Here is a 25,844-nt window from a genome sequence, read left to right on the forward strand (position 1 = left end):
TTATGGTGCGAAAAAACAAAATTTCCGACAGTACTTTAGTAAGCGATTATATAAAAGGTAATGAAGCTTCTTTAGGAATTCTTATCAACAGACATCAACAAAGGTTATTTAGCTTTATCTATAGTAAAGTACAAGATAGAGATATTACAGAAGATGTTTTTCAAGACACGTTTATTAAAGTAATTAGAACTTTAAAAAAGGGCAATTATAATGAAGAAGGTAAATTTTTGCCTTGGGTAATGCGAATTGCTCATAATTTAGTGATTGATCATTTTAGAAAATCTAACAGAATGCCATCTTTTAAGAATACAGATGAGTTTGATATTTTTTCTGTTTTGGGTGATGGAAATTTAAATGCCGAAAAACAATTGATACAAGAACAAATTTTTTCTGATGTAAGAGAACTTGTAAGCGAGTTACCAGAAGAGCAGAAAGAAGTACTTGTAATGCGCATGTATAAAGACATGAGCTTTAAAGAAATAAGTGAAAATACAGGTGTTAGTATCAACACAGCACTGGGTAGAATGCGTTATGCATTAATTAATATGCGTAAGTTAATTGAAAAACATAAAATTATTTTAGTGAATTAACAATATATGTAAAAAAGCATCGTTAATAGTTTTATAACCAAGAGACTAAATAAAATATATGATGCAACTTTACTCTAGTAAGCCATCTGATTTACAGATGCAACCTAAACAAGAAACAGTTCAATTTTTGATTAATTTTTCCAAATCGCTAACAATTGTAAAAACCAAATCAAAAGACTTCATTGAATTGAATTTGAATTAAGAGTGGAAAAAGCTTCAACATTGTTGGGGCTTTTTTTACGTCTTATAATTTTATCATTTCAATCAAACTATAAATGAAATGAGTCAATAACAACAACTAATACTTCATAATTTTACAATATGGAAAATGTATTAGTAGCAGGTGCCAATGGTACCACAGGAAAAAAAATAGTAACACTTTTAGAATCTTCACAATATTTTACACCAGTAGCAATGGTTAGAAAAGAAGAGCAAGAAGCACAATTTAAGAACAGAAATATTAAAACTGTACTTGGAGATTTAGAGAAAGATGTCTCTCATACAGTAAAAAATATCGATAAAGTTATTTTTGCAGCTGGTTCTGGTGGAAAAAAAGTTAAGGAAGTAGATGAAAATGGAGCTAAAAAATTGATTAAAGAATCAGAAAAAGAAAATATTAAAAAGTTTGTAATGTTGAGTTCTATGGGAGCAGATAACCCTGAAGAAGCAGAAGAATTACAAGAATATTTAAAAGCTAAACACAATGCAGATGAATATTTAAAAAGTAGTAATTTATCTTATTCAATTGTAAGACCAGGATCATTGACAGACGACAAAGGTTCAGGAAAAATTGAATTGGAAAGAAAATTAAACAAACAAGGAGAAATTAGTAGAGAAGATGTTGCTCAAACTTTAGTTAGAGTATTGCATGATTCTGCAGAAGTCAATGAAACTTTCGAAATTATTAAAGGAGAAACTTTAATTGGTAAAGCAATACCTAATTAATTACTGTCTTTTTATAAAACAAAAAACACCTGTTAAGGTGTTTTTTTTGTTTTATAATATTCATTTAAAACTGTTTTTCTACCTATGGTTTTAGTGATAATATCATTGTCTAAATTCCAACCACGAGCAGGAGAGTAATCTCTACCATACCAAATAATTTGTAAGTGCAAATCATTCCATAATTCTTTCGGAAAAAGGCGTTTCGCATCTTTTTCTGTTTGGTTTACGTTTTTACCATTAGATAAATTCCATCTGTACATTAATCGATGAATATGAGTATCTACAGGAAAAGCGGGCACACCAAAAGCCTGACTCATAACAACACTTGCAGTTTTATGACCAACTGCAGGTAATTCCTCTAAACCTTCAAAAGATTTTGGAACTTCACCATTATATTTTTCTATCAAAATTTTAGATAAGCCATAAATCCCTTTAGATTTCATTGGAGACAAACCACAAGGTCTAATAATTTCTTTTATTTGTTCTTGGGTCATTTTAACCATATCAAAAGGGTTATCTGCCTTTTCAAATAAAAACGGAGTAACTTTATTTACCCTTACATCTGTACATTGTGCAGAAAGTAAAACTGCAATTAATAAAGTGTAAGGATCTTTATGGTCTAAAGGAACTGGAATTTCAGGATACAAATTTTGTAAGGTTTCAATTACAAAATTTACTTTTTCTGATTTAGTCATACATGGTTATTTGATAAAGTGTAAAGTTAAAAGTTTCTAAAGATTTATAAGTTGCAAAGTAAAAAGTTTTTAGTATCGATTTTACTTTATAACTTTCCACTTTATTAATGCTAAAACAAAAGTAATGACATCATTAAAAGTAGGGGATAAAGCTCCTAAATTTGAAGCAAAAGATCAAGAAGGAAATACAATTAAATTAGCTGATTATGCAGGTAAAAAATTGGTACTTTTCTTTTATCCAAAAGCGAGTACCCCTGGTTGTACTGCAGAAGCTTGTAATCTAAGTGATAATTATGAAACCTTTTTAAGTAAGGGTTATGATGTTTTAGGTGTAAGTGCAGATTCTGCCAAAAGACAACAGAATTTCATCAATAAGAATGAATTAAAATTTCCTTTATTGGCTGATGAAGATAAATCTGTAATAAATGCATTCGGTGTCTGGGGCCCTAAAAAATTTATGGGTAGAGAGTATGATGGAATTCATAGAACCACTTTTATTATAGACGAAGAGGGTAAAATAGAAGAAGTTATTTCTAAAGTAAAAACTAAAGCGCATTCAGAGCAAATACTTGGATAAGCTACAAAAAAAAGAGGAAGCAATTAGCTTCCTCTTTTTTTTATCAATTTTAAATTGATTATAATTTAAGTGATAAACCAAATATAATTTGATTAACTCTATTGTCTATTCTTGAACTGTTTGCAAATCTTGCTTCAGATTCAGATAATCCTCTTTCCCAACGAACATCCACACCTAGATTTCCAAATTCTACACCAGCACCAAATTGTAAACCAACAGTAAACTTATCAAACTCATCTGTAGATAAATTTCCGAAGTCTAAAGAATCATCTAAAATGTATTGAAAAGATGGTCCTGCAAAAACATGTGCAAAGCCTAAGAACTTTTTACCTAAGAGCACAGGTACGTCTAATTTCTTAAAAGAATATTCGTTTGTTTGGCTTTGTTCTTCAAATTCAGTTTTGACCTGAGTATACACTAATTCTGGTCTTAAGTATAGCCCTAGTATTGGTAAATTACCTCTAAACCAAACCCCTGCATGAAAACCTGTTTTAGCACTAGCTCCATCAGCTATATCATTGGTTGCATTTTTAAAAGAGTCTTCTCCATTGTTATTGTAGTTGATACCTCCTTTAATACCAAAATTAATTTGAGCATTAGAAACTTGACTTAACCCTAAAGCTAAAAAAACTACTAAAATTACTTTTTTCATAATATATTTATTTAGTTATTAATTGAATAAATCTTTATAATAAACGTATTTATTTTCTAGAAATTACTTTTTTAACAGCTTTTACTACTGCAGCTGCATCTAAACCGTATTTAGCCATTAATTGAGCAGGTGTTCCAGATTCACCAAATGTATCATTTGTTGCTACAAATTCTTGAGGAGTAGGTGTGTTTAAAGCTAATGTTCTTGCAACACTTTCACCCAAACCTCCTAGTTTGTTATGCTCTTCTGCAGTTACAATACAACCAGTTTTAGCAATAGATTTCAAAATAATTTCTTCGTCTAAAGGTTTAATTGTGTGTATGTTAATAACTTCTGCAGATATTCCATCTGCTTCTAATTGTTCTGCTGCCTGTAAAGATTCCCACACTAAATGGCCAGTTGCAACAATGGTTACGTCTGTACCTTCAGTTAACTGAATACCTTTACCTATTTCAAATTTTGCATCTTCAGGCATAAATACAGGCACTTTTGGTCTTCCAAAACGCAAGTAAACAGGCCCTTCAAAATCAGCAATTGCTAATGTAGCAGCTTTGGTTTGGTTGTAATCACAAGGATTAATTACTGTCATTCCTGGTAACATTTTCATTAAACCAATATCTTCTAATATTTGGTGTGTAGCACCATCTTCACCTAAAGTAACTCCTGCATGAGATGCACAGACTTTTACATTTTTACCAGAATAAGCAACAGATTGTCTTATTTGATCATAAACTCTACCAGTAGAAAAGTTAGCAAATGTACCTGTAAATGGTATTTTACCACCTATAGTTAAACCAGCAGCAATACCAATCATGTTTGCTTCTGCAATACCTACTTGAAAAAAACGTTCTGGATTTTCTTTAATAAATTGATCCATCTTTAAAGAACCAATTAAATCTGCACATAAAGCAACTACGTTTGGATTTGTTCTACCTAACTCAGTTAGACCATCTCCAAAGCCTGAACGTGTATCTTTTTTTTCTGTGTATGTATATTTTTTCATTATAAATATATTGTTGTAAAAATTTTGGTAAAAATAAACTTTTATTTTTCTTTAGACTTGTTATTTTAAAGATAAGAAAGAAGACTTTTTAACAGTTTGTGAGGAAGTTTAAATTACAGCTTCATTAATTCATCATACAATTTATGAACAGGCAAACCAACTACATTAAAATAACTTCCTTCAATTTTGTCAATTCCTATAAAACCTATCCATTCTTGGATACCATAAGCACCTGCTTTATCAAAAGGTTTGTAGTTTTTTATGTAGTAATTAATTTCGTCATCAGAAAGAGTCTTGAAAGTAACTGTGGTTATATCGTTTATAATTTTCTGACTCTTTTTTGTTTTGATGCTAATAGAGGTAATAACTTCATGTGTGGTGTTTGATAACTCTTTAAGCATGTGAAAAGCGTCATCCTCATTTTTTGGTTTTCCTAATGCTTTCTCATTTAACCAAACTATAGTATCAGAAGTAATTAAAACATCATTTTCATTTAATGCTGCAAAAGCTTTAGATTTTAAATCTGCTAAGTAATCTGTTATTTCTGAACCTTTTAATTCTAAAGGATAAACTTCATCCACAGGTTTCAAGTCAATCTTAAAATCGATATCTAAATCCTTAAAAAACTGCTGTCTTCTAGGTGAGCCTGAAGCTAAAATGATGTTGTAATTTTGAAGTTTTTCTCTAAGCATTGAAGCTTTTCTTAATTCTTGCTAAATCTCTTTTGTTATCTCTATCTTTAATAACATTTCGCTTATCATGGGTTTGTTTACCTTTTGCAAGTGCTATTTCTAGCTTTGCAAACCCTCTATCATTTATAAACAGTTTTAAGGGTACTATTGTATTTCCTTTAGCTTCAACATCCTTTTTTAAACTTTTTAATTCACGCTTGTTTAAAAGTAAACGTCTTTCGCTTTTTGGTTTGTGATTAAAGTGATTACCATACATATATTCTTTGATATACATATTTACAATAAACAATTCTCCACGTTCATTAAATTCACAAAAACTTTCAGTAATTCTGGCCTGACTTTGTCTTATTGATTTAATTTCTGTTCCAGTTAATTGAATTCCAGCAACATATTTGTCTAAAATTTCAAATTCGAAACGTGCTTTTTTATTCTGAATGTTTATTTTTTTCTGCAATTCTAAATCTACTTTTTAATTTATACAAAGATACATTATTAGATTAGAGAAAGAAATGTAAATTTGACGTTTCATAAGTACTAATTTTCATAAGAAATTAATTTCATGCGTTTTTTATCTGTTCTTTTTATCGTTTTCTTGGTGTCTTGTAAATCTGAAAAAGTGGAGTTATCTGCTCAAGAAATTATTGATAAAAGTATCATAGCTTCTGGAGCTGATAAGGTTGCTAACTCTGAAATATCTTTTCGTTTTAGAGATAAGAAATACAGGGCAGTTCGTAAAAACGGAATTTTTAAACTGTACAGAAGTTTTAAACAAGATTCGTTAGAAATAGATGAGTCTATTTCTAATACTGCCTACGAAAGGTTAATCAATAAAAAACCTGTAAGGGTTGTAGATTCTATGATAACAAGTTATAGTAACTCTATAAATTCTGTTCATTACTTTTCTGTTTTACCTTTTGGTTTAAATGATAAAGCAGTATACAAAAGGTTATTACCTTCTAGAACGGTTAAAGGTATTTCTTATTATAAAATAGAAATTACTTTTGATGAAAATGGAGGAGGAGAAGACTTTAATGATGTTTTTATCTATTGGATAAACCAAGAGAATTTTCTGATAGATTACTTGGCTTATGCCTATGAAACAAATGGAGGAGGAAAAAGATTTCGTGTATTAAAAGAACAATGTTCTGTTAAAGGAATTCGTTTTGTAGATTACTATAATTACAAACCAATAGCTAAAGATTCTAAATTAATTGATTTAGATATTTCACTAGAAAACAACGAGTTGCAAAAGGTATCTGAAATAATACTTGAAGATATAGAGGTTGATTATTAACCTCTAAAAATCAATTTTTTATAAATTATTTTGTTGAAAAATTATTCAACTTTTTTTGATTCGCTTGTTACATCATCTCCTTTAATGGTAACTATAAATAACGTAGCATTATCATCATCAGATAAACTTTCATATTTGTTTTCGCCTAAAATTTTGTTTACAAAAGCAGGTGTAGTATTACTATGGCCAACTACTAAAACCGATTTTCCTTTGGTGTTTTTTTGAAAAACAGAGTCATACATATTACTTGGGTCATAGGTGTCTACCTTTAAATTTTTACTTAAAGCAGTTGGAGTAGCAGTTTGTATGGTTCTATTGTAATTGGTAGAATAGACAGCATCAATTGTTATGTCTTTAAAATACTCAGACCAATTCTGCGCTCTTTTTTCACCTTCTATATTTAAGTTCGGATTTCTATCTCTAGGATTTATTCTTTCTTTTTCTGAATGACGAATTAAGTAATAAGTTGTGGTTTCTTCTGGTGTACAGCTAAAAAATAGTGTGAAAGAAAATATAAAAAGCAGAAAAAATTTCTTCATAATAGATAGGTTTGCTGCTAATATACTTAAAAAAGAAAAGTGATGTTTTTTCAAACATCACTTTTTTACGAACTAATCCAATACACTATTAATTTTCAACTAAATCAGATTGATTTCTAAAAACTAATTTATCATCAAAAGCATCTAATAAAATAATACTATCTGTTGTAATTCTACCTGCCAAAATTTCTTTAGAAAGTTGATTCAACACTTCTTTCTGAATAACTCTTTTTACAGGTCTAGCACCAAATTCTGGTTGAAATCCTTTTTGAGCTAAATATGTAATCGCTTCATCTGTAGCGTCTAAAGTAATTTCTTGCTTACCAATCATCTTCTTTAATTGATCTATTTGTAATTTTACAATTTCAAATATATCAACTTTATTTAAAGGTGTGAACATAATAACATCATCTATTCTGTTTAAAAATTCAGGTCTTACAGACTTCTTTAATAAACCTAAAACTTCAATTTTAGCCAATTCAGTTACAGCATCTAAATCTGCTTTAGGATCAGAGAATTTTTCTTGTATAATATGGCTACCCATATTTGATGTCATAATAATTATTGCATTTTTAAAATCTGCAACTCTACCTTTATTATCTGTTAATCTACCTTCGTCTAAAACTTGAAGAAGTACATTAAAAGTGTCTGGATGTGCTTTTTCAATTTCATCTAAAAGCACTACAGAGTATGGTTTTCTTCGAACAGCCTCAGTTAATTGTCCTCCTTCATCATAACCAACATAACCAGGAGGTGCACCAACTAATCTACTCACAGAATGACGCTCTTGATACTCGCTCATATCTATTCTTGTCATCGCATTTTCATCATCAAAAAGATATTCAGCTAAAGCTTTTGCTAACTCAGTTTTACCAACTCCTGTTGTACCCAAGAATAAGAAACTTCCTATAGGTTTGTTAGGGTTTTGTAGGCCTGCTTTAGATCTTCTTACTGCATCAGAAATGGCCACAATTGCTTCTTCTTGGCCAACAACTCTTTTATGTAATTGATCTTCTAATTTCAAAAGCTTTTCGCGTTCAGATTGTATCATTTTTGTAACAGGAATTCCTGTCCATTTTGCTACAACCTCTGCAATATCATCTAAAGTCACTTCTTCTTTAATCAAAGATTTTTCATTCTGATTTTCTTGCAAAACCTTTTGATAAGCTTCTAAATCTTCTTGCGCTTTTTTAATTTTACCATATCTAATTTCAGCAACTTTTCCATAATCTCCTTCACGTTCTGCTTTTTCAGCTTCAGATTTAAAATCTTCAATAGCGGCCTTAGTATTTTGAATATTATCTACAACCTCTTTTTCCGACTTCCATTTTGCATTAATTTCATTACGTTCTTCTTTTAAATTAGCTAAATCCGAACGTAAAGAATTTAATTTTACTTCGTCTTTTTCACGTTTAATGGCTTCAATCTCTATCTCTAACTGCATTACTTTTCTATCTAATACATCTAATTCTTCTGGTTTAGAGTTGATTTCCATTCGTAATTTTGATGCAGCCTCATCCATTAAATCTATGGCTTTATCTGGTAAAAAACGGTTGGTAATATATCTTTGAGATAATTCTACAGCACCAATAATGGCTTCATCTTTAATACGAACTTTATGGTGTGTTTCGTACTTTTCTTTAATTCCTCTAAGAATAGAAATAGCGCTTTCTGTATCTGGCTCATTTACCTGTACTTTTTGAAATCTACGTTCTAAGGCTTTGTCTTTTTCAAAATATTTTTGATATTCATCTAAAGTAGTTGCACCTATTGCACGCAATTCTCCTCTAGCTAAAGCTGGTTTTAAAATATTTGCGGCATCCATTGCACCTTGTCCACCTCCAGCACCAACTAAAGTATGAATTTCATCAATGAATAAAACAATGTCACCTTCAGAAGTAGTAACCTCTTTGATTACTGCTTTTAAACGCTCTTCAAATTCACCTTTGTATTTTGCACCAGCAATTAATGCACCCATATCTAAAGAAAAAATTAATTTATCTTTTAGGTTTTCTGGTACATCACCATCTACAATTCTATGAGCTAAACCTTCTGCAATAGCTGTTTTACCAGTACCTGGTTCACCAACTAAAATCGGGTTATTCTTAGTTCTTCGAGATAAAATTTGAAGAAGTCTTCTAATTTCTTCATCTCTACCAATAACAGGATCTAACTTGTTCTCTTGGGCAAGTTGATTCAAATTTTTAGCATATTTATTTAAAGAATTGTAAGTTTCTTCTTGGTTTTGCGAAGTCACATTATCTCCTTTTCTTAACTCTTCAATGGCTGCTTTTAAATCTTTTTCATGAACTCCTTGGTCTTTTAAAACCTGGGCAATTTTACTTTTAGACTTAAAAATTGCTAAAATTAAGTGTTCTATAGAAACATAATCATCTTTCATATTTTTAGCAATGATTGATGCTTCATTTAAACTAGTTCCAGCTTCTCTGGATAACATTAATTCTGCTCCTGAAACTTTAGGTAAACTCTCTAATTGCTTATCTAAAATTTGTGTAATTAAGCCAATATTAATATTCAATTTCTTCAATAGAAAAGGTAATACATTTTCATCTACCTGAATTAAGGCTTTAAAAATATGCTCATTTTCTATTTGATTATGACCATAACCTTGCGCAATTTGTTGCGCCATTTGAATGGTCTCTTGTGATTTTGTTGTATAATTATTAAAATTCATTTTCAATTTTTATTTTCAATTTTCATACTGTTTATAGCAATAGTAGTACCATCATAAATTTGATTGAAAAAACAGTCATTTTGTCTTTAAAATGCTTGCTATTACTGACTTTTTGACTGGTTTTGTTTTGTATATTTGTGCTTCGAATTTATAAATACGAGCTATGGGTTTATTTAATAATATGTTTGGAGGTAATGATAAAGGTAATTCTAAACCTGAAAAAAAGTCACATTTAAATTGGATTCCTTTAACTGATTTGAATCAATTAGAAGAAATTAAGCACCTTTCTAAAACAGAACCAGTTTTAATATTTAAGCATTCTACTAGATGTGGAATTAGTAGTATGGTTATTAAGCAATTTGAAAAGCTTTTTAAAGAGGAACATGAAAATTTGAAGGTCTACTATTTAGATTTATTAAGATATCGAATCATTTCTGATGAAGTTGGTTATACGTTTCAAGTTATGCATCAATCACCACAACTAATTGTGGTTAAAAATGAAGTTTCTGTATTTAATGCCTCTCATTATGACATTACTTTAACAGATTTAACCAAATTTGTATAGGTAAACTTGCATTAAACCTTAATTAAGTCTTATTTTTGTATCTTAAATTTTTAAAATTTTGGCAGAAAACAGTACTTCAGAAAAGATTGTAGGTAAAGAACTATATGGTTATCAAAAAGATGCACTTCAAGAAATATTTCAAAGATTTGAAAGCGCACCAAAAGACTATCATTTATTATATCAATTACCAACAGGAGGTGGAAAAACTGTAATTTTCTCAGAAATTGTAAGACGTTACATTAAAACTTTTAAAAAGAAAGTTTTAGTACTTACCCATAGAATTGAATTAAGTAAACAAACTTCTAGAATGTTGAAGGAGTTTGGTGTACGAAACAAAATCATCAATTCTACTGCAAAACTAGATGATCAGCATGATTTTGAATGTTTTGTTGCAATGGTTGAAACTTTAAAAAACCGTTTAAACGATGAAAAACTAGATATTTCTGATATTGGTTTAGTAATTGTTGATGAGGCGCATTACAATTCTTTCACAAAAATATTTAAGTTTTTTAACGACTCTTTTATCTTGGGAGTTACAGCAACACCTTTGAGTTCTAACATTAAATTACCAATGTACGAGAACTATCAAGAATTGTTTGTAGGTGAGTCTATACAAGATTTAATAGATAATGGTTATTTAGCTAGAGCTAACATGTACTCTTATAATGTAGGATTAACATCTTTGGAGGTTGGTGCAAATGGAGATTATACCGTAAAATCTTCTGAAGATTTGTATACCAATACAGATATGTTAACCAAATTAGTTTCTGCTTATGAAGAAACAGCAAAGGGTAAAAAGACTTTAATATTTAACAATGGTATTAATACGTCTATACAAGTGTTTCATGCGTTTAAAAAAGCAGGATACCCAATTGCGCATTTAGACAATACTAATACTAAAAAAGAAAGAGAATTAATTCTTAGATGGTTTCATAAAACACCAAATGCTATAATTACCTCTGTAAGTATCTTAACAACAGGTTTTGATGAACCTAGTATAGAGGCTATTATTTTAAATAGGGCTACAAAATCATTAACATTATATTATCAAATGATTGGTCGTGGTTCGCGTATTTTTGGTGATAAGAATACATTTGATGTTGTAGATTTAGGAAACAATTTTTACAGATTTGGACCTTGGGGAGCTGATTTAGATTGGCAAAAAATGTTTAGAGCTCCAGATTACTATTTAAATGCCATTCTTTCTGATGAAGAAATAGAAAGTACGTTTAGATATGAATTACCTGCTGATGTTAAAAAGGAGTTTGCAAAATCTGAAGACACTTATTTTGATATGAAAGCTGTTTACATTGATACTATAAGATCTGGAGAATCATCTAAGCGAGTTTTAGAGAAATCTATAGCTCATCATGCAAAAATGTGTATCGAAAATAGTGAAGACGTTTTTGATGCATTAATTTTAGCTAAAATGCTAGGAGAGGAGATAGATGATAGAATAAATAGGTATGCAAAATGTATTTCTAAAAGTACACACAACTTTGTAACTTGGTTAAAAGATGATTACAGGAAAAAGCTAAATTCTTATCTAAGAGAAAATTTTGATGAGGAATATGAAAAGATTTTTGGTCATCCACCAATTGAAGAATAAAATAAATAAACGCTGATTATTCAGCGTTTTTTTTATGCCATTTTTTTGAGCTATTTATCTATAATAAATTATGGCAAACATTATTTCTTTACTATTGCTATTCAAATTTTATTTCTAGCCTTTAAAGTTAGAAAATACCTTTAAATAAAAAACCTCGCAAATTGCGAGGTTTTTCTGTGTTCAAATAACAAAAAGTATCTTATCCTTTTGTCTTATTCTTAAACTGATCAAATTTATCAGCTTCTGGCTTAGGCCAGCTGTTATTAGAAGTATCAACATCTGCAGTTTCCATATCTGGATCTACCTTGATACTTTTAATTTCTTGTGTAGAAGAGAATACTCTCTTTATAGTATTGTCATCTCTCATCCAGATTTGAGCTGGGAAAGTTTCTCTTTTAGTAGAACCATCAGCATACGTTAATTCAACGATTAATGGCATTACTAAACCTCCTGGCTTTTCAAACTCAACTGAATAAATATAAGAAGGTACTTCTTTACCATCTGCATATTGATCCATAGCATTTGGGTTTGCATCTTCTTTTTTATCTGTTATGTAAACTAAAGGTCCTAAATTATCAAAATACTGCTTGTATTGTGCTTTTAACTTAGTAACTCTTTCACTTGGCTTATCTGTTAAATATAAAGGCTTAACTTCTTTAATACCTATGTCTGTAACATCTGTAGTATAGAACCATCCTCTCCAGAACCAATCTAAATCCATACCTGAAGCATCTTCCATAGATCTAAAGAAATCTTCTGGTGTTGGGTGTTTAAACATCCATCTTTGAGAATATGTTCTAAAAGCATGATCAAATAATTCTGGACCCATAATTGTTTTACGTAACATATATAAACCAGCAGCTGGCTTAGAGTATGCATTTGGTCCGAATTGTTTTACGTAATCTCCTTGAGACATAATAGGAGAGATGTTAGACTGATCTCCACCCATATATCTTGTGATATCTTTTGCTGGATTAGAAGCAAATAATTCTGCATCATAAACATCTTCAGCTAAAATTTCTACGAAAGAATTTAATCCTTCATCCATCCAAGTCCATTGTCTTTCATCAGAATTAACAATCATTGGGAAGAAGTTATGACCAACTTCGTGTATAATTACACCTAACATACCTTTTTTAGTTCTGTCTGAATAAGTTCCATCAGGATTTGGACGACCAAAATTGAAACAAATCATTGGGTACTCCATTCCTTGTCTTTCTGAATGTACAGAAACAGCTTTAGGATAAGGATAATCGAAAGTTAACTTTGAATACTCTATTAAAGTTGTAGCTACAGCTCTTGTTGAGTGCTCTTCCCATAAAGGGTTACCTTCTTTAGGATATAATGATGTAGCCATAATTGTGTTACCATTTACGTTTACAGCCATTGCATCCCAAATATATTTTCTTGATGTTGCGAATGCGAAATCTCTAACTTTTTCAGCTTTGAACTTCCAAGTTTTAGTTCCTGTTGCACGTCCTTTTTCTGCTTTTTCAGCTTCTTCTTGTGTTACAATTAAAACTGGGTTGTCAAAACTTTTTCTAGCTTTAGCATAACGTTTACGCTGAGTTCTTGTTAGAACATCTTTTTCGTTCTGTAAAGTTCCTGTAGCTTCTACAATATGATCTGCAGGCACTGTAAGATTAACTTCATAATCTCCAAATTCTAAAGCAAACTCAGATCTACCCCAGAATTGCATATTTTGCCATCCTTCAACATTGTTATACACAGCCAATCTTGGAAAAAATTGTGCAATAGTATAGTTATTGTTACCATCATCAAAAGATTCTAATCCAGAACGACCACCATCTTTGTTGATATCATTTATTTTATAATTCCATTTAATGCTAAACTCAAACGTTTCACCAGGAGCTAATGCTTTTGGTAAATTAATACGCATCATAGTTCTATTGATAAAGTGAGATAAAGGTTTACCACCTGTCATTACACTTTCTATATTAAAACCAAAGCCTTTACCTTCATTCATATATGAAGTTTTAAAGTTGTCTGGAGTAATAAAAGCAGCTGCAGAATTAGATCTTGCCAAAGGCGTTTTAGAGTCATCTGCTCTCATGTTTTGATCTAATTGTACCCATAAATATTCTAAATCGTCTTTAGAGTTATTGTGGTAAGTAATATTTTCACTACCATAAATTTTGTTATTAGCTTCGTCTAAACGAATATCCATAACATAATCTACCTTCTGTTGAAAGTATTGATGTCCAGGAGCACCTGATGCTGCATGCTGATCATTTGGAGTTGCTAAAACATCTTTTAGTTGCCTAAATTTGTTTTCATCAGTGTGACCTAGTTGCGTTTTCTTTTTTTCTTTTTGCTCTTGAGCTATAGAAGCTGTTGCAATAAAAAATAGAGAAAAAACTAGTAAAGAGATTTTTTTCATTTGTATTGATTTGAATTTAACTAGCTATAAAATTACTGATAATTAGTACGATTTTACTAAAATGTTAAAAATTTTAACAAACCTTTATCATAAAAAAAAGGCAATATGATAACATATTGCCTTTTTCTTAGATTTGGATAGTTTTTATCCTTTCATTTTTTGTTTAAAATTATCAAACTTGTTTGCTTTTTCCCTTGGAAAAGAATTGTTCGAAACATCTACATCTGCAGTTTCTAAATCTGGGTCAATCATAATGCTTTCTATTTGCTTAGATGAAGTAAATACTTTGGTTACTTCTTTGTCATTATATCTCCAAATTTGAGCAGGATATGTTTTCTTTTCTTTACTACCATCTTTATAGGTAAATTCTACGATAATTGGCATAACTAAACCACCAGGTTTTTCATATGTTATTTCATAGTGATATTTATCTTGATTACTGGCAAAACCTAATCCTGCAGAAGTATCTTCTACAAATTCTACTGTGTTGCCCTCATCTTTAGTAGCGTATTTTTTAACTCCTTTTACACCAATATCTGTAACATCAGTAGTATAGAACCAACCTCTCCAAAACCAATCTAGATCTATACCAGAAGCATCTTCCATAGTTCTAAAGAAATCTGCAGGAGATGGATGTTTAAACATCCATCTTTGTGAATAAGTTTTAAATGCATGATCGAACAATTCTTTACCCATAATTGTTTCTCTTAAAATCCATAATGCTGTTGCTGGTTTACCATAAGCGTTAGAACCAAAACTATATACATTATCTCCTTTAGACATAATTGGGGCAATTCTTGATTGATCTCCAGACATGTATCTTACAATATTCTTTGGATAACCTCTTACAATAGGAAAATCTTTGTCATAATCTAGCTCAGCTAACATTTCCATATAAGAATTTAAACCTTCATCCATCCATGTCCATTGTCTTTCGTCTGAATTTACAATCATAGGAAAAAAGTTATGCCCAACTTCGTGTATTGTAACTTTAATCATTCTGTATTTCATTCTGTCTGAATAACCACCATCTGGTAAATCTGGTCTTCCAGGATTGAAACATATTTGCGGATATTCCATTCCCATTTGTCCATCTACAGAAATAGCTTTGTGGTAAGGATAATCAAAAGTATATTTAGAATACGTTTTTAAGGTTTGTGCTGCAGCTCTTGTAGAATGGTCACCATATAAAGGGTTTGCTTCTTTAGAGTATAAAGATTCTGCCATTACTGTTTTACCATTAATGTCTACAGCCATTGCATCATATATAAATTTTCTTGATGTTGCAAAGGCATAATCACGCACGTTTTCAGCAATAAACTTCCATGTTTTTGTCTTTGTCGCTTTTGACTTTTCAATTTTTTCAGCTTCTTCTTGAGTTCTAATTACTACAGGATTATCAAAACTTTTTCTAGCTTTTTCTCTTCTTTTTAATTCTTTCTTTGAAAAAACCTCTTTTGGATTTTGTAAAACTCCTGTTGCTCCTAACATATGATCTTCAGGCACTGTAATATTTACTGTAAAATCTCCAAATTCTAAGGCGAATTCACTTCTTCCCCAAAATTGATCATTTTGCCAACCTTCTACATTATCATAAACACACATTCTTGGGTAGAATTGTGCTATTACATAGTTGTTATTATCATTTTCAGTAAAGTGCTCATAGCCAGATCTACCACCATCTGTTCTATGATTGTTGATGTTGTACCACCAAGAAATATTAAAATCGAAAGTATCTCCAGAAGCTAAAGGCTCTTCTAAATTAATGCGCATCATAGTTTGATTAATAGTGTGTGATAATGCACTACCATCCTTATTAGTAACACTCATTATATTAAATCCGCCATCAAAACGCTCTTCAGGAAAAGCTCTGTTAAATCTGTTTTTACTAATTTTTTTAGGAATAGAATTAGGAGAAATATCTGGAGTTTTAGAATCTGCAGCTCTCATATTCTGGTCTAATTGTACCCATAGATATTCTAAATCGTCTTTAGAATTGTTGTGGTAAGTAATAGTTTCTGAACCTGTAATTTTTGTATTGACATCATCTAAAACAATATCCATTACATAATCTACCTTCTGCTGCGTATATTCTTTACCAGGTTTACCAGAAGCAGTTCTTTCTAAGTTTGGTGTGGGTAATTCTTGCTTTAATTGCTTAAACTTATTTGTATTTACATGCCCTTGTTTTGTTATTTGGCCATATGTTGTGGCTGCAAACAAGAATGAAAGCATTACTAATCCAAATTTTTTCATAAATGTTGATTTTGGGTTTGTTTAAATTAATATTCTAATAAGGTAGAACTTTCATCTTTTGTAAGTAAAACACTTTTGTTTTTTTTACCGACTTTAGATTTAATTAAGTTCTGTTGTTTTGGAAAATGTTCGATAAGTATTTTATTAGAAACATCTATACTATTTACTTTATTGATGTTTTCTATCTCCAAGTAAAAAAATACTAAATCTCCATCATATTCTTTGCCAAGATAATTAAAGTTTTTTTCTTTACCATCTACTTTAAGAGCGAGTTTATCTTTTAGATATTTTTCAAAGTAAACATCATTGTTTTTTAATTCTCTTTTGGTGGTTAGCTGCAAATCAATATCAAAATCTTTGTTTAGCGCAAGCTCTATATCATCCATAAAAACATTAATAATTATTTGCACAGCTTTTGCTTCGCTCTTATAGTTTATTTGTGTTAAACTAAGATAATATTTATGTGCTGTAAAAGAGAGTAGTGGAAGTGCTATAAATAATAGCAAGTGTATTTTTAATTTCATAAAAAGCTAAAAACAATTATTGAACCAAATTACTCATTTTTTATGATTTTAAGGTAAGAGACGCTTTCTGCCCTTAATATTTTTATTAGTTCTAGCATTCTATTTTCCTTGTGTAAATCTTCTATACCTAAAGGATTGCAGTATTCTAAGAAATGAAAGTAGTTTTCAATAGGAATTTTTAATTCATCAAAAAAGAATTTTTCTCCCAATTCAGACATTATCTTATAAGGAAATTGTCTTTTTTGATTTAGTTTATTTCTTAATGCCCATAAACGTTCTGAGTGCTTAAAAGGCATTCCTATTTTGGCTCCTGCACCAGCCATTGGCATAGCACCTTCCATAGTATTTACTAGTGGTGGTTTGGCTTTTTTTATTTCATCTATAGTAAAGTCTTTTTCTTTAAAGTTCACATTTGAAAAATCCATTACTTTTCTTAATAAAGAATCTTGTACATCTCTAGGAACATCTTTAGTATCTATACCTAATCTTCCTAACAATTGATTTCTTTTAAGTTCGAACTCATCTAACGTATAAACATTTGTATTTAATTTTATATCAAGTTCTCGTTTATCTATAATTTCTTCTGAAATGAAAATCTTTTTTGCTTTGTATTGAATAGATGAAACCCTTAACGTATCTCCTTTAGAAACAAAAATTCTATACAAACCTTGATCACTAGAAAATGTTCCTTGATACGTATTTAAATTTATGATATTTGCGTTTTTAATTACACCTAAAGAATCTGTAATCTTACCAGTAATAATATATCTTTTACTTTGAGAATTTGCTGTAAATACTACAGCTAGCATTAATATAGAAAACAGTATACTTCTTTTCATAGATTTATTAGGCTAAGTTGTACTTATAACTATCTTGAAAATTACGTAATATTTTAATACAATTTTTATAAAAATTAGTTTTTTTGAAGTAAACTAAGTTCAGTCTTATTCTTTTGAGGAAATGTTTTGCTTTCTCTCATTAAAATTGCTGTTACTTTAATTTTATCATCCTTTTTAAAAAGAGTGATGATATTTTTCTTAAAACAATAGTTCAGAAATACATTGATGTTGTCTTGCTTAATATTTAAGTCTGTAATAAAAAAATCATCTGTGTAATGCTTTCTAATGCTGGCTAACATTTTATCTTCATAGGTAAGTTTTTTTAACATTCTTTTTCTCTTGTTACTTCCGTTTAAAGCGCCTATTAGATTATCTAGGCTTACTGAAGCGCTTGTAAGTGTTGCACTTACAATTTTTGTATCTTTTTCAACTTTAGTATTAGCATATGGTAAATTAAGCTTTTTTGCATTTACTGTTGGTGGTTTTATGTATTGCTTGTCTACATAAAATATTCCTGTAGATCTTTCAAAAGTTATTTCATTTAATTCATTTACTTTTTCTTGTAAATCAATGGTTATAGATTTTTTTACATAAATTTCTTTGGTAATAATTACTTCTTTTTTCTCTAGATTTATATGCGAAACAAATAAAGTATCGTTTAAAGAAACTGGTATTTGAAAAACACCAAAATCATCTGAAGCTGCACCTTGATTTGTATTTTTGTTGATGATGTGTGCATCTGGAATTGTATTTTCTTGAAATAGAATTTTTCCTGATATAATTTTTTGAGCATCTTGCCCAAAAGAAAACCAAGATATAAATAAAAGGTAGAGTAGTAGTTGATTTTTCATTGAAACAAAGAAAATGCCTAGTCCTCTTAAAATTCTATTAAGACACTGATAAAATTTTGTTAACAGGTTACGTTTCTGCTACTTTTTATGATGAAATTAAGAATTGCAATCCATAAAAAATGACTTATTTTTGAGCTATGAAGAAAATGATTATAGCAAGCACGTCTACTATTTATGGTGGTAGTTATTTAGAATATCTTTTACCAACATTAAAGTCTTTTTTTAGTGATGTAAAAACAATCTTATTTATTCCTTATGCAAGACCGAGTGGAATTTCTTATGATGCATACACTAATATTGCTAAAGAAGCTTTTCAAAAAATAGGAATTGAAATAGAAGGTATTCATGGCTATAAAAATCCCATAGAAGCAATACAAAATGCTGAAGGTATTTTTACTGGAGGTGGAAATACTTTTGAACTGGTGAATCAGTTATATAAAAATGATATTTTAGAAACTTTAAAAAAAGTATTAGAGAATGGTACACCTTATTTAGGCACAAGTGCAGGAAGCAATATTTGTGGTATCAATATGAAAAATACTAATGATATGCCAATTGTGTATCCTCCTAGTTTTAAGACTTTAGGTTGCATACCTTTTAATATAAATGCTCATTATTTAGACCCAATAGAGGGTACAAAACATATGGGTGAAACTCGAGAAACTAGAATTAAAGAATTTCATGTATTTAATAATACTGCTGTTTTAGGATTAAGAGAAGGTAGTTGGTTAGAAGTAATAGGTGAAACAATAACTTTAAAAGGAAATTATACTGCAAGGTTATTTGAAAAAGATAAAAAACCTATTGAGTCAGGAATAGGTGAAATTTCTATATAGAAATAGTAGTGTAGTAGTAACAACAGAACAATAAAAAAGGGATAATTTTAATTATCCCTTTTCTTGTTTTAATAAGTTACGTAATCAACAATTTCTAAACCATAACCAATCATACCAACTCTTTTGGCTTGTTGGTTATTAGTTAATAGTTTTAATTTGCTGATATTTAAATCATGTAAAATTTGAGCTCCAATTCCAAAGTCTCTTTGGTCCATTGCAATCGCAGGTGCTTTTAATTCACCATTCTTCTGATTTTCTTTCAAAATATTTAATCTGCTCAATAAGTTTTTAGACTGATTTTGCTGATTGATAAATAAGATTGCACCTTTACCTTCATCATTTACAACCTGAAACATTTGATCTAATTTCTTATCTGCATTATTGGTTAGTGTACCAAGTATATCATTATTTACTAAAGTAGAATTTATTCTTGTTAAAACTCCATCTTCATTGGTCCAAGATCCTTTTGTTAAAGCTATATGTACTTGATTATTAGTAGTTTGTTGATAAGCTCTTAAACGAAATTTACCAAAACGTGTTTCAATTTCAAAGTCTTCTTTCTTTTCAATTAAAGAATCGTGTTCCATTCTATAGGCAACTAAATCTTCTATAGAAACAATTTTTATATCGAATTTTTCTGCAACCTTTAGTAATTGTGGTAAACGAGCCATGGTACCATCTTCGTTCATGATTTCTACAATAACTCCTGCTGGTTGTAAACCTGCTAACCTTGCAAAATCTATAGCTGCTTCTGTATGACCTGTTCTTCTTAAAACGCCACCTTCTTTTGCCTTTAAAGGAAAAATATGACCAGGTCTAGCCAAATCAAAAGGTTTTGTTTCTTTATCAATTAAAGCATTAATGGTTAATGCCCTGTCTGAAGCCGATATTCCAGTTGTAACACCTTTACCTCTTAAATCTACAGAAACCGTAAATGCAGTTTCCATAGGGTCAGTGTTATTATTTACCATCATTCCAAGCTCTAACTCTTTACAACGATTTTCGGTTAATGGTGTACAAATTAAGCCTCTACCATGAGTTGCCATAAAATTTACCATCTCTGGAGTTACTTTTTCAGCGGCCGCTAAAAAATCACCTTCATTTTCTCTGTTTTCATCATCTACCACAATAATAACTTTACCATTTCTGATATCATTTATTGCTTCTTCAATAGTGTTAAGTTGTGTTTGATTTGCTGAATTTGTAGTCATATCGAATTACCTTTTTTAGGTAGTATTTTTTTGAAAAAATTAGTCACTGGTTGTAAGAAAGAATTTAAATTGAAAATTCCTTTGTCTTTTGTTGCTCTGTTGGTTAATAAAATTGCTAATGGAATCATTAAAATTGCTGATATCCAAGAGCCTAGAATAGAAGTTATTGAGCTTTCTTCGGCTAAGTTTTTACCAAAAGTATTGGTAAAGAAATACAGCACATAAACTGCAATAGCTAAAATCATTGGGAGCCCAAAACCTCCTTTTCTAATAATAGAACCTAAAGGTGCTCCTATAAAAAATAGGATTACACACGATAATGAAAAAGCAACTCTATTGTAGTATTCTGTGTCATAAAAATTCACCATTTTTCGGTTCCATTTTATGCTATCTAAATTATTATTTATGGTACTTACAACTCTAGTTGTTTTGGTAACAGCAGAGTTTAGAATTGTTATTTTCTCTTGAAGTTCAAAATTGTCAATTATATTGCTGTCTAAAGATTTGTTTTTTAAAGAGTCAGGATATTCATATAAATCTTTAGCAGAAGTACTGATAAATATGTTTTTAGCTCGTAAACCTAAAATTTCATCATAATTATCCTTTAACATTGGTATTGTGTCCTTAATTTGATCTAAGGTTAGCATCATTGGTATTGTTGCTGAATTGATAGAATCTAATTGGCCTTCATCTAAAGTATCTCCAATATCAATATTAAATTCGTATTCTTTAAAAGTGGCACTAGAAGCTGCCATTTTTTTACGTTTTATAGTGGTTCTAGCAGATTTTACATGCTCCTCATAATAATTACCATTGTATAAAATAAAGGTCATATATCTACTACCTTCTTCAGTAACTATTTTCCCACTTTCTGCTGTAATTACTTTTTGATTACCTCTGTTACTCGTTAAATCGTAGATCCAAACTTTTTTAAGTAAATTTTCTTCTTCTCCATACTTTTCATCAAATTTAATTTGGTAACCAGGAATATCTGCATTAAAACTACCAGGAACTAAAGCTAAAGCTGGCTTTTTCTTTTTGATATTTAAATAGAGATTTCGCTGTTTTAAATTTGCATAAGGAAAAACATTATTCAAAAACAGAAAGTTAAGTCCGCTTAAAGCAATAGCTAAAATACCAATTGGTCTTACCAATCTTTGCAAGGAAACACCTGCTGATTTTGCAGCTGCAAATTCATAGTTTTCACCTAGATTGCCTAAAGCCATTATTGATGACAGAAGCACACCAATTGGTAATGCTTGAGGTATAATCATTAAGGTAGTATAGTATAAAAATTTAAGTATGAAAATAACGCTAATTCCTTTACCAGCAATGTTTTCGAAAGCTTGCCATAAAGCTTGCATAACCAATACAAACAATACAATTAGAAAGGTAGCAATAAAAGGAACTAGAAAGCTCTTTAAGATGTATTTATCTAATATTTTCATAAAAAAACAAAAATAGCACCTTAAATATTAAGATGCTACTAATTTTCTGTTAATTGAAATAATTAATCAATTGTGTAGTTTTGATTTAGATATTTTTGTTCATCAAACTTAAAAAAGCTATCAGAAATTGGCTGATTACTTTTAAACGATGTAATTGTAAAACTTGTTTTTGCGCCATTAGAACCAGTTTGAATTAACTTATAAATGTGTTTAGTTTTTGCATCTATACCTAATTCTACTTTTACAATATCTGAATCGCTATCAATAGGGTTTAAAGTTACGTACTGTATTTTTCTACCGTTAACATTTTTTAATTTACCCATTTCAAAATTGTAACCTTCTTTATAAAAGCTTAATAATTTAGAAGGATAAATAAAACCATCATCTGCATTCATATCACCCTCTGAAGTTGAAATTTCTTTTTCTTCATTATTAATGACATATAATTTTTTACCATCGTAAATAAAACGATTACCTAAATACAGTAAACTGTATTTTTCTCCTTTTAAATTAATTTCACCTCTAATTGGTGGTTCATCACCTTCTTCAATACCTGCTTCTTCATTACTTAAAGTCTGGCTAAATCCAATAAACATATTGTTATAAGCAGACATTTTAGTAGACACTTCATCTAATAAAGCTTTTGCCTCTAAAGAGTTTTGTGAAAGAGTTACACTTGTAATAAACAAGCTTAAAAATAATACTACTAGTTTTCTCATGTTTTGTTTAATTCTCATTTTGTTTAAGCAAAATGTTATTGTTTTTTTTCGTTTTCTAATAATTGCTCAAGAGCCATAAAATCTGGTACTAAAACTTGCCTTGCTTTACTACCTTCAAAACCACCTACAATTCCTGCTGCTTCTAATTGATCTATTAATCTACCAGCTCTATTATAACCAAGCTTTAATTTTCTTTGTAACAAAGAAGCAGATCCTTGCTGTGCTGTAATTATAATTTCTGCAGCCTCTCTAAACAATTTATCTCTGTTTGCTATATCAACATCAATACTTGTGCCACTTTCATCATCTACGTATTCAGGTAATAAATGAGCCTCTGAATATGCTTTTTGCGAACCAATAAAATCAGTAATTTTTTCAACTTCTGGTGTATCTACAAAAGCACATTGTATTCTAGTTATTGAGTTTCCATTGGTATAAAGTAAATCTCCACGTCCAATTAATTGATCTGCTCCACCTGCATCTAAAATAGTTCTAGAATCGATTTTTGAGGTAACTCTAAATGCAATTCTGGCAGGGAAATTGGCTTTAATTATACCTGTAATTACATTTACAGAAGGTCTTTGTGTGGCTACAATTAAATGAATACCAATTGCTCTTGCCAATTGTGCTAATCTAGCAATAGGTGTTTCTACTTCTTTACCAGCAGTCATAATTAAATCAGCAAATTCATCAATTACCAAAACAATATATGGCAAGAATTGATGCCCATCATTAGGATTTAATTTTCGCTTTTTAAATTTCTGATTGTATTCTTTTATATTACGAACCATTGCCGATTTTAACAAATCATAGCGATTGTCCATCTCAATACAAAGTGAATTTAAAGTATGCACAACTTTAGTGGTATCAGTAATTATAGCTTCTTCAGAATCTGGTAACTTGGCTAAATAATGACGTTCAATTTTATTAAATAAAGTAAGTTCTACTTTTTTTGGATCTACCAAAACAAACTTTACTTCTGCAGGGTGCTTTTTATATAACAGAGATGTTAAAACAGCATTTAAACCTACAGATTTACCTTGACCTGTAGCACCTGCCATTAGTAAGTGAGGCATTTTTGCTAAATCTACAACAAATGTTTCATTAGAAATGGTTTTACCTAAACCAATAGGAAGCTCCATTTGAGACTCTTGAAATTTCTTAGAAGAAATTGCAGAGTGCATAGAAACTATAGTAGATTTTTTATTTGGCACTTCTATACCAATGGTTCCCTTACCAGGTATTGGAGCTATAATACGAATTCCTAAGGCTGATAAAGATAATGCAATATCATCTTCTAAATTTTTAATTTTAGAAATTCTAATTCCTGCTTCTGGCACAATTTCATACAAGGTTATTGTTGGCCCAACAGTTGCTTTAATTTCTGCAATACCTATTTTGTAGTTTTTTAAAGTTTCTACAATTCTATTTTTATTTGCCTCTAATTCTTCAGGATCTATAGAAATACTCTCATTGTATTGCTTTAGTAGGTTAAAAGTAGGAAAACGAAAGTTTGATAACTCTAAAGTTGGATCAAATTCTCCAAAGTCTTTTAATATTTTATCAGATAAATTTTCTGTAGAGTGTTCTTCTTCTTCAGATATTTCTACATTTATATCTAAATCTAAGTCATTTTTGTCAGGTACTGTTTCCTCAACAATTGGCTCAGATATTGACTCTTCTTCAATTTTTAATGTAATTTCTTCCTTTTTACTAACATCTGAGTGCTTTGAAATAGTTGGTTGCAAGTTCTCTAGAGATAGTTCAAATTCAGATTTTTGCTCTTCTTTGGTTTCAGTAACAGATTCTTCAGTTATTGTGGTTTCTTTTTCAACATCAGGTTCTAATGCTTCATTCTCGGCTTTTTGCCTATTTGCAATTCTTTGAGCTTTCCATTTATCTAAATAACTATCTATAGTAACCTTATATCGTACAATGATGTAAGTAAAGAAAAGAAAAACTAGAACAATAGCTAAACCTGTTTTACCTAGAAAAGTTTGTAGGTAATTATTGATTTCATATCCTACAACTCCAGAAAGTAATGCATATTTCTGATGTAAAAACCCTAAGGTTATTGATAACCAAACCATGGATAGTAAACCCCAATTCCAAGAGATAATAATTTTAGCAAATTTTCTTTTAATTAATATATAAAACCCTGTGATGAATACCTGATAAACGATATAAAATGCAGCTAAACCAAAACCATCATAAATAAAGAAATGGCTTAGGTTTGCACCAATTTTACCTAATAAGTTACTACTTTTTATATTTTTATCAGATAAATGATTTAATGTGCTTTGATCTGCTTGCCAATTGAAAAAGAATGAAATAAAGGCAATAAACAAAAAAACCGAAAACAAAATTAAAAATAAACCCAAAATATTTTGAGTTTGCCTTGTTTTTAAAAAAGCAAAAACAGGTGTTTTTTCCTCTTTAGATTTTGAAGTTTTGGTTTTGGTTTGTTTTGATTTGGCCATTAAAAATTAGTGATTTTTAAAGGGTAAATATACATATTTGCTTAAAATAACAACGTTATTTTAGGCACATAAATTATAGAAGCAATAATTAAAGATATTATAGCTGCAAATGTTGGTGCACCTGCAGCTATATCTTTTATTTTACCTATTTTTTCGTGAAAATCTGGGTGAATAAAATCAGCAATTTCCTCTACGGCCGAGTTTGCAGCTTCTGCTACTAAAACAAGACCAATAGCTAAAAACTGTATACCCCATTCTAAGGCAGAAATATTAAAGAGAAAACCCAGAATTGTAGCAATAACTGCCACAAATAATTGAGCTTTAATACTGTCCTCAGAAGTAACTAGAATCCAAAGGCCTTTGAAAGCAAATTTGAAACTTCTAATTCTACCTCTTATAAAACCGTCATTTGGGTTTTTCATA

Annotated in this window: 24 protein-coding genes; 7 read left to right on the plus strand and 17 right to left on the minus strand. The window is 30.0% G+C overall.

Features of this window, described 5'->3' with window-relative positions:
* Nucleotides 1-5 precede the first annotated feature (5 nt).
* Together MED152_RS01770 and MED152_RS01775 are read left to right on the plus strand one after the other, a co-directional pair.
* The gene (locus tag MED152_RS01770; protein ID WP_187288769.1) at nucleotides 6-590 is read left to right on the plus strand and encodes an RNA polymerase sigma factor; all 585 of its coding nucleotides are present in this window, start codon (nucleotides 6-8) and stop codon (nucleotides 588-590) included.
* Between the two features lie 321 nt (nucleotides 591-911).
* Entirely contained in the window at nucleotides 912-1,535 is a 624-nt protein-coding gene (locus MED152_RS01775; protein WP_015480132.1) for an SDR family oxidoreductase, read from the plus strand.
* Nucleotides 1,536-1,567: 32 nt separating this feature from the next.
* Here MED152_RS01775 and nth read toward each other — a convergent pair whose 3' ends face one another.
* Nucleotides 1,568-2,230 carry an endonuclease III gene (gene nth / locus MED152_RS01780; RefSeq protein WP_015480133.1) on the minus strand — a complete coding sequence of 221 codons (663 nt, stop codon included), beginning with the start codon at nucleotides 2,228-2,230 and terminating at the stop codon, nucleotides 1,568-1,570.
* A gap of 124 nt (nucleotides 2,231-2,354) precedes the next feature.
* On the opposite strand from nth, the gene bcp reads away from it, so the two are divergent.
* The gene (gene bcp / locus MED152_RS01785) at nucleotides 2,355-2,807 is read left to right on the plus strand and encodes a thioredoxin-dependent thiol peroxidase (RefSeq protein ID WP_015480134.1); all 453 of its coding nucleotides are present in this window, start codon (nucleotides 2,355-2,357) and stop codon (nucleotides 2,805-2,807) included.
* Between the two features lie 58 nt (nucleotides 2,808-2,865).
* Here bcp and MED152_RS01790 read toward each other — a convergent pair whose 3' ends face one another.
* The 4 genes from MED152_RS01790 to smpB form a co-directional block, all read right to left on the minus strand.
* Nucleotides 2,866-3,459 carry a porin family protein gene (locus tag MED152_RS01790; RefSeq protein ID WP_015480135.1) on the minus strand — a complete coding sequence of 198 codons (594 nt, stop codon included), beginning with the start codon at nucleotides 3,457-3,459 and terminating at the stop codon, nucleotides 2,866-2,868.
* Between the two features lie 49 nt (nucleotides 3,460-3,508).
* Nucleotides 3,509-4,462, minus strand: a complete 954-nt coding sequence (locus MED152_RS01795; RefSeq protein ID WP_015480136.1) for a transketolase family protein — start codon at nucleotides 4,460-4,462, stop codon at nucleotides 3,509-3,511.
* Nucleotides 4,463-4,575: 113 nt separating this feature from the next.
* Nucleotides 4,576-5,154: a Maf-like protein gene (locus MED152_RS01800; protein WP_015480137.1), complete on the minus strand. Its 579-nt coding sequence runs from the start codon at nucleotides 5,152-5,154 to the stop codon at nucleotides 4,576-4,578.
* Entirely contained in the window at nucleotides 5,147-5,608 is a 462-nt protein-coding gene (gene smpB / locus MED152_RS01805) for an SsrA-binding protein SmpB (RefSeq protein WP_015480138.1), read from the minus strand. Before smpB ends, MED152_RS01800 begins: the two co-directional genes overlap by 8 nt.
* A gap of 105 nt (nucleotides 5,609-5,713) precedes the next feature.
* Here smpB and MED152_RS01810 point away from each other — a divergent pair, with 105 nt between their 5' ends.
* Entirely contained in the window at nucleotides 5,714-6,448 is a 735-nt protein-coding gene (locus tag MED152_RS01810; protein ID WP_015480139.1) for a DUF6503 family protein, read from the plus strand.
* Nucleotides 6,449-6,489: 41 nt separating this feature from the next.
* Here MED152_RS01810 and MED152_RS01815 read toward each other — a convergent pair whose 3' ends face one another.
* A complete protein-coding gene (locus tag MED152_RS01815; protein WP_015480140.1) occupies nucleotides 6,490-6,987 on the minus strand; it encodes a histidine phosphatase family protein in 498 nt (165 codons plus the stop codon).
* An 88-nt stretch (nucleotides 6,988-7,075) separates the two neighbouring features.
* A complete protein-coding gene (clpB, locus tag MED152_RS01820) occupies nucleotides 7,076-9,682 on the minus strand; it encodes an ATP-dependent chaperone ClpB (RefSeq protein ID WP_015480141.1) in 2,607 nt (868 codons plus the stop codon).
* Nucleotides 9,683-9,845: 163 nt separating this feature from the next.
* Between clpB and ytxJ the strand changes: the two genes are divergently transcribed.
* On the plus strand, nucleotides 9,846-10,247 hold the full coding sequence (gene ytxJ / locus MED152_RS01825; RefSeq protein ID WP_015480142.1) for a bacillithiol system redox-active protein YtxJ: 402 nt from the start codon (nucleotides 9,846-9,848) through the stop codon (nucleotides 10,245-10,247).
* 58 nt (nucleotides 10,248-10,305) lie between these two features.
* Nucleotides 10,306-11,856 (plus strand): DEAD/DEAH box helicase, encoded by a 1,551-nt coding sequence (locus tag MED152_RS01830; RefSeq protein WP_015480143.1) that lies wholly within the window; start codon nucleotides 10,306-10,308, stop codon nucleotides 11,854-11,856.
* Between the two features lie 199 nt (nucleotides 11,857-12,055).
* Here MED152_RS01830 and MED152_RS01835 read toward each other — a convergent pair whose 3' ends face one another.
* From MED152_RS01835 to MED152_RS01855, 5 genes are all read right to left on the minus strand, one after another.
* On the minus strand, nucleotides 12,056-14,257 hold the full coding sequence (locus MED152_RS01835) for a M1 family metallopeptidase (protein WP_015480144.1): 2,202 nt from the start codon (nucleotides 14,255-14,257) through the stop codon (nucleotides 12,056-12,058).
* Nucleotides 14,258-14,401: 144 nt separating this feature from the next.
* Nucleotides 14,402-16,513: a M1 family metallopeptidase gene (locus MED152_RS01840; protein WP_015480145.1), complete on the minus strand. Its 2,112-nt coding sequence runs from the start codon at nucleotides 16,511-16,513 to the stop codon at nucleotides 14,402-14,404.
* Nucleotides 16,514-16,539: 26 nt separating this feature from the next.
* Entirely contained in the window at nucleotides 16,540-17,037 is a 498-nt protein-coding gene (locus tag MED152_RS01845) for a DUF6702 family protein (RefSeq protein WP_015480146.1), read from the minus strand.
* Nucleotides 17,038-17,066: 29 nt separating this feature from the next.
* Nucleotides 17,067-17,876, minus strand: a complete 810-nt coding sequence (locus MED152_RS01850; protein WP_015480147.1) for a hypothetical protein — start codon at nucleotides 17,874-17,876, stop codon at nucleotides 17,067-17,069.
* A gap of 74 nt (nucleotides 17,877-17,950) precedes the next feature.
* A complete protein-coding gene (locus tag MED152_RS01855) occupies nucleotides 17,951-18,727 on the minus strand; it encodes a carboxypeptidase-like regulatory domain-containing protein (RefSeq protein ID WP_015480148.1) in 777 nt (258 codons plus the stop codon).
* A gap of 137 nt (nucleotides 18,728-18,864) precedes the next feature.
* Between MED152_RS01855 and pepE the strand changes: the two genes are divergently transcribed.
* Complete coding sequence (gene pepE, locus MED152_RS01860) at nucleotides 18,865-19,563, plus strand: dipeptidase PepE (protein WP_015480149.1); 699 nt, start codon at nucleotides 18,865-18,867, stop codon at nucleotides 19,561-19,563.
* A gap of 68 nt (nucleotides 19,564-19,631) precedes the next feature.
* Here the strand turns inward: pepE and ribB are convergent, their stop codons facing one another.
* The 5 genes from ribB to MED152_RS01885 form a co-directional block, all read right to left on the minus strand.
* Nucleotides 19,632-20,774, minus strand: coding sequence for a 3,4-dihydroxy-2-butanone-4-phosphate synthase (gene ribB / locus MED152_RS01865; protein ID WP_015480150.1), 1,143 nt, complete (start codon nucleotides 20,772-20,774; stop codon nucleotides 19,632-19,634).
* Nucleotides 20,771-22,222, minus strand: a complete 1,452-nt coding sequence (locus tag MED152_RS01870) for an LptF/LptG family permease (protein WP_015480151.1) — start codon at nucleotides 22,220-22,222, stop codon at nucleotides 20,771-20,773. Before MED152_RS01870 ends, ribB begins: the two co-directional genes overlap by 4 nt.
* Before the next feature lie 62 nt (nucleotides 22,223-22,284).
* Nucleotides 22,285-22,941, minus strand: a complete 657-nt coding sequence (locus tag MED152_RS01875) for an outer membrane lipoprotein carrier protein LolA (RefSeq protein WP_041383783.1) — start codon at nucleotides 22,939-22,941, stop codon at nucleotides 22,285-22,287.
* 35 nt (nucleotides 22,942-22,976) lie between these two features.
* Nucleotides 22,977-25,421: a DNA translocase FtsK gene (locus MED152_RS01880; RefSeq protein ID WP_015480153.1), complete on the minus strand. Its 2,445-nt coding sequence runs from the start codon at nucleotides 25,419-25,421 to the stop codon at nucleotides 22,977-22,979.
* Between the two features lie 41 nt (nucleotides 25,422-25,462).
* Nucleotides 25,463-25,843: a diacylglycerol kinase family protein gene (locus MED152_RS01885; protein ID WP_015480154.1), complete on the minus strand. Its 381-nt coding sequence runs from the start codon at nucleotides 25,841-25,843 to the stop codon at nucleotides 25,463-25,465.
* Between the last annotated feature and the right edge of the window lies 1 nt (nucleotide 25,844).

The organism is Polaribacter sp. MED152 (assembly GCF_000152945.2).
GTDB lineage: Bacteria > Bacteroidota > Bacteroidia > Flavobacteriales > Flavobacteriaceae > Polaribacter.

What these genes read in the sequence shown, in the direction of transcription:
- MED152_RS01775 (WP_015480132.1), top strand. Translation starts at nt 912, where the DNA reads ATGGAAAATGTATTAGTAGCAGGTGCCAATGGTACCACAGGAAAAAAA.
- nth (WP_015480133.1), bottom strand. Translation starts at nt 2,230, where the DNA reads ATGACTAAATCAGAAAAAGTAAATTTTGTAATTGAAACCTTACAAAAT.
- bcp (WP_015480134.1), top strand. Translation starts at nt 2,355, where the DNA reads ATGACATCATTAAAAGTAGGGGATAAAGCTCCTAAATTTGAAGCAAAA.
- MED152_RS01790 (WP_015480135.1), bottom strand. Translation starts at nt 3,459, where the DNA reads ATGAAAAAAGTAATTTTAGTAGTTTTTTTAGCTTTAGGGTTAAGTCAA.
- MED152_RS01795 (WP_015480136.1), bottom strand. Translation starts at nt 4,462, where the DNA reads ATGAAAAAATATACATACACAGAAAAAAAAGATACACGTTCAGGCTTT.
- MED152_RS01800 (WP_015480137.1), bottom strand. Translation starts at nt 5,154, where the DNA reads ATGCTTAGAGAAAAACTTCAAAATTACAACATCATTTTAGCTTCAGGC.
- MED152_RS01810 (WP_015480139.1), top strand. Translation starts at nt 5,714, where the DNA reads ATGCGTTTTTTATCTGTTCTTTTTATCGTTTTCTTGGTGTCTTGTAAA.
- MED152_RS01815 (WP_015480140.1), bottom strand. Translation starts at nt 6,987, where the DNA reads ATGAAGAAATTTTTTCTGCTTTTTATATTTTCTTTCACACTATTTTTT.
- clpB (WP_015480141.1), bottom strand. Translation starts at nt 9,682, where the DNA reads ATGAATTTTAATAATTATACAACAAAATCACAAGAGACCATTCAAATG.
- ytxJ (WP_015480142.1), top strand. Translation starts at nt 9,846, where the DNA reads ATGGGTTTATTTAATAATATGTTTGGAGGTAATGATAAAGGTAATTCT.
- MED152_RS01835 (WP_015480144.1), bottom strand. Translation starts at nt 14,257, where the DNA reads ATGAAAAAAATCTCTTTACTAGTTTTTTCTCTATTTTTTATTGCAACA.
- MED152_RS01840 (WP_015480145.1), bottom strand. Translation starts at nt 16,513, where the DNA reads ATGAAAAAATTTGGATTAGTAATGCTTTCATTCTTGTTTGCAGCCACA.
- MED152_RS01845 (WP_015480146.1), bottom strand. Translation starts at nt 17,037, where the DNA reads ATGAAATTAAAAATACACTTGCTATTATTTATAGCACTTCCACTACTC.
- MED152_RS01850 (WP_015480147.1), bottom strand. Translation starts at nt 17,876, where the DNA reads ATGAAAAGAAGTATACTGTTTTCTATATTAATGCTAGCTGTAGTATTT.
- MED152_RS01855 (WP_015480148.1), bottom strand. Translation starts at nt 18,727, where the DNA reads ATGAAAAATCAACTACTACTCTACCTTTTATTTATATCTTGGTTTTCT.
- pepE (WP_015480149.1), top strand. Translation starts at nt 18,865, where the DNA reads ATGAAGAAAATGATTATAGCAAGCACGTCTACTATTTATGGTGGTAGT.
- ribB (WP_015480150.1), bottom strand. Translation starts at nt 20,774, where the DNA reads ATGACTACAAATTCAGCAAATCAAACACAACTTAACACTATTGAAGAA.
- MED152_RS01870 (WP_015480151.1), bottom strand. Translation starts at nt 22,222, where the DNA reads ATGAAAATATTAGATAAATACATCTTAAAGAGCTTTCTAGTTCCTTTT.
- MED152_RS01875 (WP_041383783.1), bottom strand. Translation starts at nt 22,941, where the DNA reads ATGAGAAAACTAGTAGTATTATTTTTAAGCTTGTTTATTACAAGTGTA.
- MED152_RS01880 (WP_015480153.1), bottom strand. Translation starts at nt 25,421, where the DNA reads ATGGCCAAATCAAAACAAACCAAAACCAAAACTTCAAAATCTAAAGAG.
- MED152_RS01885 (WP_015480154.1), bottom strand. Translation starts at nt 25,843, where the DNA reads ATGAAAAACCCAAATGACGGTTTTATAAGAGGTAGAATTAGAAGTTTC.